Raw genomic sequence first — 12,378 nt, 5'->3', positions numbered from 1 at the left:
CCCCTGCACCCTTTAAGCGCCGCGTCAGCCCGCCCGTTCCTCCTCGGGCGCCCTGGCATCTTCCGGAAAAAAGAGAACCCCTTTCGTCACCCGCTTGATCGTGGTCCAAAGGCCCGCCCGCGGAATCTCCCTCGGGCTTTGGATTTCCATTTCGGCCACTTTCTTCCCGTCCTTTTCAATGAGAACGGTCCCCAATTTCTGTCCCTGGCGGACGGGCGCCTTCAGATTCTCCCAAAGGACCTTTCTTTTATATTCTCCCGCCCTTTCTCCCTTTTTCATCAGGATGCTCAATTGCTGCGGCGAGCGCACCGCCAGCCTGTGGGGGTCCCCCCCGCTGACCCGAACCTCGCCGATGAGATCCCCTTTCTTGTACACCACGTGATTGGTGTACCGGCTGAAAGCGAAATCCAACATGCGGGAGATATCCCGGTTTCTCGTCTTGGGATCCGGCTCTCCCATCACCACGGCGATCACCCGGAAATTTCCCCGCTTCGCCGTGGCGGAAAGGCAATACTTCGCCTCCGAAGTATAACCCGTTTTCAAACCGTCCACGCCCGGATAAAAGCGAACCAGCCGGTTGGTGTTCACAAGCCAAAAGGGTTTTTTCGTGTCCTTTCGCAGATAATCCTGATAAATCCGGGTATAGCCCGTAATCTCCGGATGCTTCAGCAACTCCCGGGACATGATGGCGATATCCCTGGCGGACGTCACGTGTTCCGGCTCCGAAAGCCCGGTGGCATTTTGAAAGCGGGTGTCCGTCATCCCCAATTCCTTTGCCCGCTGATTCATCCGTTCCACAAAAGCCTCCTCCGTTCCGGCGAGGTGTTCCGCCAACGCCACCGAAGCATCGTTGGCCGACGCGATCGCCACCGCCTTCAGGAGATCCCGGACCGTCATCTGTTCCCCGGGTTCGAGGAAAATTTGCGATCCTCCCATCGAGGCGGCATGCTCGCTGACACGCACCTTTTCATCCAGTCTGATCTTCCCCGCATCCAGATCCTCCATCACCAGCAGCATCGTCATGATTTTGGTGATGCTGGCGGGCGGCAACTTGTCGCGGCTGTTTTTCTCGAACAGCACGGTTCCCGTGTCTTCATCGATCAACACGGCAGACCGGGCATCCGGCGCGAGATCCCGCTCCCCGGCAAATCCCGCCGGAATTCCCATCGCGAAAAAAAGGCACCCGACGAGCAAGGAAATGCACAAACGCGGACGCATCGACGTTCCCTCCTATCCAGGACTACCCCTAGTCTGTCCCGGAACAGGAGAATTATGACAGCTCCCTGCGGCAAACCCGCCGCGGCGAACAAAAGACCTGCGGGAAACGCATCAGTTGTCCCCGAGCGAAAAGATCCCCTTTCCGCGGAACCTTCGCCGTCCATCTCGGCTTGTGAAGAGGCCCTGTTTCATCTCTTGGACAAAAAAAGCGGGGGGCCGCGCCCTCCCCCGCGTCAAAGGGACTCGCGATCCTTTTCCAGCAGGCGCCTGCGCCGCCGGGATTCGAAAAGCAGCGTCGCGAACAAGAGCAGTTTAATGACGGCGCTGAAAACACTTCCGTCTCCTTCCGACAAATCCACCAATTCCATCAGCCCCATGCCCAAAAAGGCGACGGCCATCCACTTGTAAAATTCGGGGTGGAGTTTTCCCCATTCATCCTTCGGCGTCCTCCGGTACCTGAAAAACAGGACAACAGCCTTGATGAGAAAAAGAATCACCAACAATAAAGAAATAAAGATGATGAGCGCTTTCATGAAATCCTCCCCGGTTCAAAAAAGTTTTCGACAATCATGTTACCATAAATGGATCAAAATGTCTTCGATTGCGAAAAAATCGGAAACTGCGGCCATAGGACAATACGCAAAAAGGAGGACCTATGAACGGTCCTCCGCACTGTTTCCTCCGGCCGGGCATTATTCTCCCTCTCCGGGTAGTTCCCGCAGAATCCCCTTCACCAGGCGAAGAAACGTTTCCTTCACCCGCTCCGCCGTTTCCATCACTTCTTCATGGCTCAAAGGCTGCGGCAGGATCCCCGCCGCCATGTTGGCGATGCAGGAGAGGCCGAGAACGCGGATCCCCGCGTGGCGGGCGACGATCACTTCGGGCACCGTCGACATGCCGACGGCATCCCCGCCGACGGTGCGCAACATGCGGATTTCCGCCGGCGTTTCGTAGGAGGGACCCAGCATCGCCGCGTAAACGCCCTCCTTCAGATCAATGCCCAGTTTTTCGGCCACCTTTTTGGCCAACCGACGGAGATCCGCATCATAAGCCTCCGTCATGTCCGGAAAGCGGTCCCCCAGCTCGGGATCGTTGGGTCCGACCAGCGGGTTGCGGAACATGAAGTTGATGTGATCCCGGATCAGCATCAAATCCCCCGCCTGGAAGGATTCATTGATTCCACCCGCCGCATTGGTGATCAGAACGGTTTCCACGCCCAACCGCTTCATCACCCGGATCGGGAAAGTGACCTCTTCAAGGGAATACCCCTCATACAGGTGAAAGCGCCCCTGCATCGCCACAACCGCCTGACCTTCCAGCCGGCCGAGCACCAGCCGTCCCGCATGTCCCTCCACCGTGGAAACGGGAAAATGGGGAATCTTCGCATAGGGAATGACGACTGCCTCTTCGATTTCATCCGCCAAAACCCCCAATCCCGAACCGAGAATGAGACCGATCCGCGGATGAATGGACGACTGCTTCCTGATCATCGCCGCAGCTTGTTCAATCTTTTCCTTCATACGGATCCCTCCCGATCGATCAAGACCGTCCCTTCGCGCTGCTTCCGAAAGCTCCTATAAGGAGAAGGCCCGCCTCCTTTTTTCGGGGCGGGCTTATTCTCCGATGCGAAAGTAGAGGAGAAGGCGTTCCCCGATGTCCACCGAAGCGGGATCGGGACCGCCGGGGGAAGCGGGAGCAAAGACCTTGACGGCCCTCCCCGCCGGCTCCCGGTAAGGATATCGGGGCTGGAGCCAATCGGAAAACAAGGCAAGCACCTGATACACGAGGATCGTGAACAATACAAACAGGATCAAGAATTTGATCCATTCCACCAAGCGCCTGAGCGACACGATCATGCGGATCGTCCCTTCCGATGTCCTGTTACCATCGTATGGGATGGCTTGCCGTGTTTATTCCGCTCAAACTCCCCTCTCCCCGATAAAAGCCCTTACATTTTTCCGGTGGAAAACCTCATCCCATGACGGGATTGCCCAGCACATCGCTCAGCGGCACGTAAGGGAGGGACAAACTTTCGGCCACCGCCTGATGGGTGACGTGCCCCTTCATTACGTTGACCCCCAGCGCCAGGGCGCGGTTTTCCTTCGCCGCCTTTTCCACACCCTTGTTGGCGATCTGAACGGCATAGGGCACGGTCACGTGGGTCAAGGCCAGGGTGGATGTGCGCGGCACCGCTCCGGGGATGTTGGCCACGGCGTAATGGACCACCCCGTGTTTCACGATGGTGGGATTGCTGTGGGTGGTCACCCGGTCGATCGTCTCGATCGACCCGCCCTGGTCGATCGCCACGTCCACAATCACCGACCCCGGAGACATGGATTTGACCATCTCTTCCGTCACCAGGCGCGGCGCCCTCCGGCCGGGAACCAAGACCGCTCCGATCAGCAGGTCGGCCTGCTTTACGGCCTGTCCGATATTGTAGCTGTTGGACATCAGCGTCCGCACCTGTCCGCGGAAAATGTCGTCCAATTCCCGCAGCCGGTCGGGATTGACGTCCAGAATCGTCACATCGGCTCCCAGGCCCAGGGCCATTTTGGCCGCATTGGTTCCGACCGTCCCGCCGCCGATGATCACCACCTTCCCCGGCAGCACCCCGGGAACGCCTCCGAGAAGCACTCCTTTTCCGCCCTTGGGCTTTTCCAAAAGTTGCGCCCCGATTTGGACCGACATCCGCCCGGCCACTTCGCTCATCGGGGTGAGCAGGGGCAGGGAGCCGTTCTCCAGCTGGATGGTCTCATAGGCGATCGCCGTCACCTTGCTCTCCATCAGCGCGCGCGTCAGTTCCGGTTCCGCGGCCAAATGCAAATAGGTGAACAGGATCAGATCTTCGCGAAAGAAGCGGTACTCGCTCGGCTGCGGCTCCTTCACCTTCAGCACCATGTCGGCGGAGGACCACACATCCTCGGCGCTCCGGGCAATTTTGGCCCCGTGTTCGACAAACGCCTCATCGGGGAAACCGCTTCCTTCCCCCGCCCCCGATTCAATCAGGACTTCGTGACCCGCTTCCACGAGGGCATCGACGCCCGCCGGAGAGATGGCCACCCGGTTTTCATTGTCTTTGATCTCCTTGGGAACACCGATAATCAAGGGGCTCGCCTCCTTAAAAACAGTGCATGGATCAATTCTCCGCCTATTATCATACCACTTTCATTCCGCCGATCATACACCACAAAATAACGTGAGATCGCTTGAGACCTCACGTCACCTTTGATCCTACCAATTTTTTGGGATCCTTCACCTGTCCCTTGCACCGGTGGCAGATCCCGTGGAATGTGAGCCGATGGTCGATGATCTGAAAGTCGAACTCCTTCTCCACTTTTTCCTCGATGGGACCCAGCAGGTCCTCCATGATTTCATCCACCGCACCGCAGTTCAGGCAATACAGATGGTGGTGATGATGTTCGGCACCCTCTGCGCGAAATTCATACCGCGTAACCCCGTCACCGAAGTTGAGCTTGTGGATGATCTGCAAATCGCTCAAAAGCTCCAGGGTCCGGTAGACAGTGGCCAATCCGATTTCCGGCGACTTCCCCTTCACCAACAGGTAGACATCTTCCGCGCTGAGGTGTTTCTCTTCGTTCTCCAACAACACGCGGACCGTCGCTTCCCGTTGGGGGGTCAATTTGTAGTTATGGGCGGATAACTGTTGCTTGATTTGATTGACCCGATCCTCCACAGGCAACCCCCCCGGCCTTTCTTGTCACCATTATATTGGAGAGACGGGGGGGAAGTCAAACAGATAATAATCAATATCAATTAATAATGATTATAAAATACATTTGTTCCCCTTTTTTGCACCCTCTTCCGCACATCCGGGTCAATTCAGCATCCCCACCGAAGGAACGGCCATCCGCATCAAAACCGGCGACAGATACGCTTCAAAGAGGGAGGCAAACACCAACACCACCGCCATCGCCATCACCAGGCCGGAATAGGCGAGAAACTCCGGATAAATGCTTCCCCGTCGGGAAATCAGCCGGTTTCTCACCAGCAGGAGGGAAAAATGGATTCCGGAGACCGCCATGATGATCATGGCGGGAACCACCAGCAAATTCTGGGGAACCACCGACAAAAAGGCAAACCATAATCCCCGCCAGGAGAGCTGGCTGACCAGAAAACCGACCGTAAAACCGATCACCAACCCTTTTAAAAAGATCAAGATGAGGATGAGGGGAATGCCGATGATGGAAAGGCCGAGCATCCACATCAGCCCCAGGTTCCTCAGATGGTCCCCCATGGAATGCTGAAACGCGATCTGCGGCTCGGCGATGGTATTCTGCTCCAAGCCTCGGAAAAAATATCCCAAATACTCCAGCAAGCCCTCCTTCTGGGCGGGTGAAAGGGTGTTGACCACCACCGCCCCGAACACGACCCCCATCATAAACAGCACGGTGATGAACAGGTAGAGGGACATCTGATTCCTCACGTGGAGCTTGAGCGTGTCCCCGAGGTTTTTCCGCTTCGCCTTCATAGGAACCTCCCCCTTGTCCATTCTATTTCTATGACGAACAAGGGGAAAATAGAAGTCCCTTTCTCAATCCGCGCCTCCGGAGGACGCCCTTACCCGGCCGTACGCTCCCCCGCCCCCCTCTTCAAATTCCAGCCGCCGCTCGCGGGCCAAGCGGATAAACCGGGCGATGGTCTCCCCCGCCACAGCGGCCACCTCTTCGATCGGGGCCTGGTGAAGCACATTCATCTCCGTTCCGAACCTCCCCAAGAGACGGTCAAGGGTCTTCGGCCCCAGTTGGGGAATGAATTCGAGGGGCACCTGATACACATAGGGAGGCCGGTGTGCCGGTGCTTTGGAGGGTCCGTCGGCGATTTCGGCGATCCGGTCCGACACCCCCTTCACGATCCGATTGCCGCCGCAGCGGGGACAGGGGCCCGTCTCTCCCTTGTCCGGGGACAAAATGGCGCCGCAACCGGTACAGCGCGTCCTGTAGTATTTGCCCAGCTTCGGATTCAGTCCGTAATTGGCGGCAATCCCCCGCCCCTTTTCCCGGCGCAGCGCCAGCTCCAATTCCCGGAACGAGGGGCGTAAAAGGCGGAATTCGTTGTACTCGCGGCCGATTTTGGCCAGGGAATGGGCGTCGGAATTGGTGACGAAGGAAACCCGGGACAATTCCCGGAGATGGTCGGCCATCGACGCATCCGCGCTCAAACCCAGCTCCACCGCCACAATTCCGTCCATGTCAAGCAACCGGCTCATCCGGTCGGTGGCGCTCCCGTAAACGCTCTTGAAGGGGGTGAACACGTGGGCGGGAATGAGCAACCCCCCCTCCTCCGCCACCCGTTCCTGCAGCTCCCGGGCCGGCCGGTGCAGCCGCTGGGTGCTCAGCCGCACGTTTTTCATGTGACGGGACAACCAGCCGGTAAACCGCCGGATCGACGCGAAGGTCGGAAAATAGGCCAGCAGGTGGGCCGGGCCCATCCCTTCTTCCTTCACTTCGATCTCCGTTCCCAGGATCACCGTGGTTGTTCCGTAGAGGATTCCCCCCTCGGGATCTTCCCGGTAGATCCCCCGCTCCAGTCCCCGGGCGATCTCCTCCTGAACCGGCGGGGAATGGGCGTCAATGATGCCGATCATGTCCAGTCCCTTGCGGTGGGCCGCTTCGCGCACGATTTCGTGAAACGTGAGATTGCGGGCGGCACTGATCTTGACCGGCAGTCCGCTCTCCGTCCGGCCGATGTGGATGTGGAGGTCCGCAAACACCCGTCTGAAACTCATCGGCCGCCCAACACCCGGTTATGCCAGATGTACACGGCGGCGACCGTTTTGGCGTCGCAGATCAGCCCTTCCTCCATCTTCCCATAGGCCTCCTCCAGGGTCAGCTCCTCCACCTCCACGAATTCGTCCGCATCCGGCCGCATCTCTCCCTTTGTCAAGCCCCGGGCTTCGAACAGATGAAGCTTTTCATCGGCAAAACCGGGGGAAGTATAAAAGGAAACGATGGGATGCATCTCCTCCGCCCGGTATCCCGTTTCCTCCTCGAGCTCGCGGAACGCGCACGCTTTGGGATCTTCCCCGGGCTCCAGCTTTCCGGCCGGGATCTCCAGGGTGGTTTTTTCCAGCGGATGCCGGTGCTGGCGCACCAGGATCAGCTTCCCTTCCCCGGTGAAGGCCATCACCGCCACCGCACCGGGATGTCTCACAATCTCCCGGGTGGAGGTCCTTCCGTCGGGAAGCTCCACCTCATCCAGTTGAACGCGGATCAATTTCCCCTCAAAGATCGTTCGGCTGCGAATCGTTTTCTCCTTCAGATCGCTCAAACAGGTTCACTCCCCAATTCGTGCTTTCAGCCAAAAAGTGAGTTTCCGCTGTTTTTCAATTATACACCACCGGAAAGATGGATGCCGTGCGGATGCGGGAACCGGCCAATGTCAGGAAAAGGGGAAAAGTATGGCTCCTTGATGGGGGCGCCGGAGGAAAACGGCCGAATTTGACGCGTTCATCGACTTCGGTTCGGACGATACGGTTCGGGAATGTCGACACTCCGTGGATGACCTTCCCGCACGAAGAATCGCCGGAAAATCGTGGACGGGCCGACGCCGATCGGCGAATCCTGCGGGAGGCCACCGGCTTCGTGGGCGCGCCGCTTCCTGCCGTCCGGAAAAGGATATACTGCCGGCTGTCAGACCGGGGAAGGCGGACGGTTTTCGGATCCGAAAATTCGTCTTCCCCGGAAATCCGGGGCAAGATCTTCGCCGACGCCGCGGGGGATGCGGATATCGGCCGCCTGTCCCCCCTGCCTGCGGGGAAAGGACGGCGATCAAAAAATGCGGCGATGAAAGCCGCATGCGGGGAGGGGCAAGCAGGCGATCCCGGAGGAGCCCGGTTCCCTGACGGGTGTGCCGGGTTTTGCCGGGAACGGAAGGCGTCTGGCCATCCGATCAGCCGCGACCAGGTGCGCCGGTAAACCGCACCGGGGATGCAGGGATGGACGGACCGAAGCGGCTCGGTTTGACCGGGACGGAAGCGGGACCGTCCAGCGTTCATGATCGCCGGACTTTTCGATCGGCCTCCGAAAGGCGCGGCGGACCGACGGGAAATATCCTGAAGCCGATTGGTGACGCAGGCAGGGGCTTTGCGGACGGATCGCCCGCAGCGGACGCCCGATCGATCTAGCCGCTCCCCTTTTGCCCCTCTCGTCCCCCCACGAGGCGCAGGCGACGATTCGCCTTACTCCAAGCGGCAGGGAAACGAGGGGCCGGGGAAGGGGCGACCGCCGGGTTCCTGAAGAAAGGGGCCCTCCGCGTCACCTGTCCGTGGAATCGGCGGGATGACGAAACCATTCCAAAATTTTAAGCGGTTCACCTTCCCTTTACAACAAGTCGAAATTGTGCCAAAATCCCGTTAACAACCCTTTCCGCAAAGGAGGATCCCCTTATGGCCAGTCCCCAGAGCGAAGCGATCAGGCAGATGCTTCGGGAACAGAAGGAGGCGGCGAAAAAAGGGGCGCCCTCGATCGAAGAACAGCGGAGACAGCTGGATTACCTGGGCGGTTTTTCTCCCCTCGAATCCGATGTGACCGTGGAGAAAACCCGAATCGCAGGGGTCCCCGGGGAGTGGATCTCCACCCCCGATGCCCGGAAGGACCGGGTTTTGTTTTATCTCCACGGAGGTGCCTACTGTTTCGGAAGCTGCGACTCCCACCGCGGCCTTGTCTCCCGTTTGGCACGCGCCTGCGGGAGCCGGGCGCTGCTCATCGAGTACCGGTTGGCGCCGGAGCATCCCTTTCCAGCCGCCCTGGAAGACTCGACGGCCGCATACCGGGAACTGATCCGATCGGGTGTCCGTCCCGAAAACCTGGTGATCGCGGGAGATTCGGCGGGAGGCGGCCTCACGATGGCCACCCTGCTCACCCTGCGGGACGAGGGGGACCCCCTCCCCTCCGCGGCGGTGCTCCTCTCCCCCTGGACCGACCTGGAAGGGACGGGGGAGTCGATGAAGACAAAGGCCGACGTGGAACCCTGGTTGGACCCGGAGAAAAGCCATCTCCTCGCCAAGCTATACCTTGGCGATCTCGATCCCCGGCATCCGCTCGTCTCCCCGATCCACGCCGACCTTCGCAATCTGCCGCCGTTGCTGGTTCATGTGGGAAGCGATGAATGCCTGCTGGACGATTCGGTCCGCCTCGTCGAGCGGGCAAAATCCGCCGGAGTGGAGACGGAATTCAAAATCTGGGATGAAATGTGGCACGTCTTCCACGGGTTTCCCATCCCCGAAGCCCAGCAGGCCATCGAAGAAATCGGCGCCTTCGTCCGGGCGCGCCTCCCTTGATCCTTGTTGAAATCGGGGCCTTCCGGCCCCGATTTCGCATGTTTCGCCCGAAATCTTGGATCGGCGGCCCATCCCCTTTCCTTTCGAGGCGCGAATCATCTTTTCCGGGCCGGATCATAATGTTGGAAAAAACGGATCGGGAGGCTCTTTCGATGAAAATGGAGATGGGAAACGGCCGGTTGCGGATCGTGGGCAAGGCGTGGCAGGTACGGGCCTGCCTGCGGCAACTGGCTAGCCATTCCCTGACGCTAAGCGAGCTATTGACTCGGCGGGAGCGAGCCCGTCGCTGAGATCCCGCCACAGACGCCAGGCGGTTTCCGCCGCGCCGGCAACCGTCGTGAAAAAGAGGGGATCCTCCTCCAAGGTGCGGCCCATGGTGCGGACCGCGAGGGGATAGGCGGACATCCTTTCGGCCACCTGTTCGAGGGAGAGGCGGAAGGGAATCCAGTGATGCTTCGCCTTCGCCGTCCGGCGCAGTTCCGACAGATCCTGATCCTCGGGATGGGGGACGACGGCGGGGGCGAGGGCGACGGAGGCGAGGACGGTCCGGGTGTGATGGCTCAATCCCCGGTGCCGCAAGCGGCGATCCGCTTTCTGCAGGCGGGGAATGGCAACGGGAACGCCGCCCAGGGAGTGGACGGCGTTGATCGCCTGCCCCTGTTCCACCCCGGTGAAACCGTAGGCGGTTTCCGTTCCGACAATCCCGGGACCCATGGAGACGAAGACGAGGTCCGCCTTCAGCGCATGAACCGCCAGAAGCAGACCGGAATACAGGTTGACCGCCTCCAGCGTCCCGCCGAAGGCGTGGCCGGCGGTGACGGTGCCATTTAGCCATCCCAGTTCCGTCAACGTTTGGACATGCCTGCTGAGGGCGATCGGCAGCGCCCCCCCATCGGTCATCACATAAACAATCCGCGGTTCCGCCCCCTCCCTGTCCGCCAGATACCGCCAGGTGGAAACCGCCACCGGCAGCATGCTGTGCAATTCGCCGATCAGAACCGGCGCGCCCTCCAGGCTTCGGCAATCCCGGAGGATTTCATGGTGGGGGCTTCCCTGTTCCTCCCCGGTGCGGAGGGCGATCTGCCACGGGGTGTAGCGCAACTTCATGATGTGCCCCCGGACGGGGGTCGACCGGGGCGGCCGGTTCACCCAGCCGACAAAATGATTGCCGCCGGTTCCCAGGGAGAGCCGAACCGCCGTCGCGTTGAGCCACACTTCATCACCGGCCTCCACCCTCCCCAACAGCGGCGGGTAGTGGACGGCCGTCCCCGTTTCCCCGCTTTCCACCAACCTCACCTTGAGCCGCTGGATTTCCTCCCTCTCCTCCAGCACCTCTTCCACCCGCCCCAGCTCCCAACGGATCATCCCTTCACCCCCCCCGAAGGCTGAAAAGTTCGGGGAAAGGGTATGCAGGAAAGAGCAAAAATATGTACGGCGGCCCAAAACAGCAAAGGGGAGCCAAAAGGCTCCCCATTCCCGATCGGTATAAGCGACCGCCCGCTCAAACTATCCCTCCCGGGACACCTCGACCAGGGCGACCACCAGCTCCGCCGCCTTTTCCAGCTCGGACAGCGGCATCCGCTCCTTGGTGGTGTGGATTTCCTCGTAACCGATGCCCAGATTGACCGTCGGAACGCCATAGCCGTTGAAGATGTTGGCGTCGCTCCCGCCGCCGCTGGCCAGAATGCGCGGCTCGCGGCCCACGCGTTTGACGGCTTCCGACGCCTTCCGCACCACTTTATCCGATTCACCGTGCTTGAAGGCCGGATACATCTTCTCGACACGGATGTCCGCCCGGGCGCCGGCCTCCTCGGCGGCCTCCCGGAAAGCCCGGACCATCTTTTCCACTTGGCGTTCCAATTTCTCCTCTTCCCGGCTGCGGGCTTCGGCGACGATCTCCACCCGTTCCGGCACGATGTTCATCGCCGTTCCGCCCTGGAACCGGCCGATGTTGGCCGTCGTCTCATGGTCGATGCGGCCGAGGGGCATGTTGGAGATCGCCCGGCTGGCCACCTGGATGGCGCTGATCCCCTCCTCGGGATTGACGCCGGCGTGGGCGGCTTTTCCGATGATGGTGACGGTGAGCTTCACCTGGGAAGGGGCGGAGGTGATGATCTCGCCGACCGGTCCGTTGGAATCCAGGGCAAACCCGAAGTCGGCGCGCAAAAGATCCCTCTCCAGATGGCGGGCTCCGACGAGGCCCGATTCTTCCCCGGCGGTGATGACCAGCTGGATCGTTCCGTGGGGGATGTTCCGCTCCTTCAGAACGCGGATCCCCTCCAGCAGCGCGGCCAGCCCCGCCTTGTCATCGCTCCCCAACACCGTCGTCCCGTCCGACATCACATAGCCGTCCTCGATGCGGGGTTTTACCCCCTTCCCCGGCGCAACGGTGTCCATGTGGCAGGTGAAGTAGATGACGGGGGCCTTCTCCACATTCCCCTCCAGGGTGGCCACCAAATTGCCCGCCCCGTGTCCCGTGGCGGCCGCCGAACCGTCCTCGGTCACTTCCAGTCCGAGGGCCGTCAGCTTCTCCTTCAACAGGTCGCAGATCGCCCGTTCATCCCCCGTCTCGCTATCCGTCTGCACCAACTCCAGAAATTCTTTCAACAGACGATCCCGGTTGATCAATGGCTCTTTCCTCCCGTGATTTGGTGGATTTCCCCGCAGCGGGCCTTCGTCCGCCGTCGTTCCCCGGAGGCGAAAAGGGGGAAACCGGCTTCCGCCAAGGGTCCCGGACGAAACCGCAGGAATTCAGCCGATCGCCTCCGGCGTTGCCCGTCCACCGACCCTTGGTGTGGTCCCGCTGCGCAAACAGCTGCCTTCTTCCCGCTTCCCTCCACGGGGACCGGTCCCGCCGGCCG

At 60.3% G+C, this 12,378-nt stretch carries 12 protein-coding genes; 1 reads left to right on the top strand and 11 read right to left on the bottom strand.

The window, feature by feature from the left end:
* Positions 1–24 precede the first annotated feature (24 nt).
* From BM063_RS03190 to BM063_RS03150, 9 genes are all read right to left on the bottom strand, one after another.
* On the bottom strand, positions 25–1,218 hold the full coding sequence (locus BM063_RS03190) for a D-alanyl-D-alanine carboxypeptidase family protein (protein WP_092035883.1): 1,194 nt from the start codon (positions 1,216–1,218) through the stop codon (positions 25–27).
* 233 nt (positions 1,219–1,451) lie between these two features.
* A complete protein-coding gene (locus BM063_RS03185) occupies positions 1,452–1,751 on the bottom strand; it encodes a hypothetical protein (protein ID WP_092035882.1) in 300 nt (99 codons plus the stop codon).
* Positions 1,752–1,910: 159 nt separating this feature from the next.
* On the bottom strand, positions 1,911–2,738 hold the full coding sequence (locus tag BM063_RS03180) for a purine-nucleoside phosphorylase (protein ID WP_092035881.1): 828 nt from the start codon (positions 2,736–2,738) through the stop codon (positions 1,911–1,913).
* A gap of 93 nt (positions 2,739–2,831) precedes the next feature.
* Positions 2,832–3,074: a DUF4227 family protein gene (locus BM063_RS03175; RefSeq protein ID WP_092035880.1), complete on the bottom strand. Its 243-nt coding sequence runs from the start codon at positions 3,072–3,074 to the stop codon at positions 2,832–2,834.
* 115 nt (positions 3,075–3,189) lie between these two features.
* A complete protein-coding gene (ald, locus tag BM063_RS03170; protein WP_092035879.1) occupies positions 3,190–4,323 on the bottom strand; it encodes an alanine dehydrogenase in 1,134 nt (377 codons plus the stop codon).
* Positions 4,324–4,432: 109 nt separating this feature from the next.
* Positions 4,433–4,912, bottom strand: coding sequence for a ferric iron uptake transcriptional regulator (gene fur / locus BM063_RS03165; protein WP_092035878.1), 480 nt, complete (start codon positions 4,910–4,912; stop codon positions 4,433–4,435).
* A gap of 141 nt (positions 4,913–5,053) precedes the next feature.
* Positions 5,054–5,707, bottom strand: coding sequence for a stage II sporulation protein M (gene spoIIM, locus BM063_RS03160; protein ID WP_092035877.1), 654 nt, complete (start codon positions 5,705–5,707; stop codon positions 5,054–5,056).
* Between the two features lie 63 nt (positions 5,708–5,770).
* The gene (locus BM063_RS03155) at positions 5,771–6,964 is read right to left on the bottom strand and encodes an endonuclease Q family protein (RefSeq protein ID WP_092035876.1); all 1,194 of its coding nucleotides are present in this window, start codon (positions 6,962–6,964) and stop codon (positions 5,771–5,773) included.
* Positions 6,961–7,506, bottom strand: a complete 546-nt coding sequence (locus BM063_RS03150; protein WP_092035875.1) for an NUDIX domain-containing protein — start codon at positions 7,504–7,506, stop codon at positions 6,961–6,963. Before BM063_RS03150 ends, BM063_RS03155 begins: the two co-directional genes overlap by 4 nt.
* Before the next feature lie 1,117 nt (positions 7,507–8,623).
* Between BM063_RS03150 and BM063_RS03140 the strand changes: the two genes are divergently transcribed.
* Positions 8,624–9,517, top strand: coding sequence for an alpha/beta hydrolase (locus BM063_RS03140; RefSeq protein ID WP_092035873.1), 894 nt, complete (start codon positions 8,624–8,626; stop codon positions 9,515–9,517).
* Between the two features lie 231 nt (positions 9,518–9,748).
* Here BM063_RS03140 and BM063_RS03135 read toward each other — a convergent pair whose 3' ends face one another.
* Positions 9,749–10,882 (bottom strand): DUF3866 family protein, encoded by a 1,134-nt coding sequence (locus BM063_RS03135; RefSeq protein WP_092035872.1) that lies wholly within the window; start codon positions 10,880–10,882, stop codon positions 9,749–9,751.
* Positions 10,883–11,023: 141 nt separating this feature from the next.
* Positions 11,024–12,145, bottom strand: a complete 1,122-nt coding sequence (locus tag BM063_RS03130; RefSeq protein ID WP_092035871.1) for a M20/M25/M40 family metallo-hydrolase — start codon at positions 12,143–12,145, stop codon at positions 11,024–11,026.
* Positions 12,146–12,378 lie beyond the last annotated feature (233 nt).

The sequence above is a fragment of the Planifilum fulgidum genome (assembly GCF_900113175.1).
Lineage (GTDB): Bacteria > Bacillota > Bacilli > Thermoactinomycetales > DSM-44946 > Planifilum > Planifilum fulgidum.
Note: the sequence above shows the minus strand (reverse complement) of the source record. Positions and strands in the feature narration are given on the sequence as shown.

Bases quoted from the DNA above. Each gene is read 5' to 3' on its own strand.
- BM063_RS03190 (WP_092035883.1), bottom strand. From the start codon at position 1,218: ATGCGTCCGCGTTTGTGCATTTCCTTGCTCGTCGGGTGCCTTTTTTTC.
- BM063_RS03185 (WP_092035882.1), bottom strand. From the start codon at position 1,751: ATGAAAGCGCTCATCATCTTTATTTCTTTATTGTTGGTGATTCTTTTT.
- BM063_RS03180 (WP_092035881.1), bottom strand. From the start codon at position 2,738: ATGAAGGAAAAGATTGAACAAGCTGCGGCGATGATCAGGAAGCAGTCG.
- BM063_RS03175 (WP_092035880.1), bottom strand. From the start codon at position 3,074: ATGATCGTGTCGCTCAGGCGCTTGGTGGAATGGATCAAATTCTTGATC.
- spoIIM (WP_092035877.1), bottom strand. From the start codon at position 5,707: ATGAAGGCGAAGCGGAAAAACCTCGGGGACACGCTCAAGCTCCACGTG.
- BM063_RS03155 (WP_092035876.1), bottom strand. From the start codon at position 6,964: ATGAGTTTCAGACGGGTGTTTGCGGACCTCCACATCCACATCGGCCGG.
- BM063_RS03140 (WP_092035873.1), top strand. From the start codon at position 8,624: ATGGCCAGTCCCCAGAGCGAAGCGATCAGGCAGATGCTTCGGGAACAG.
- BM063_RS03135 (WP_092035872.1), bottom strand. From the start codon at position 10,882: ATGATCCGTTGGGAGCTGGGGCGGGTGGAAGAGGTGCTGGAGGAGAGG.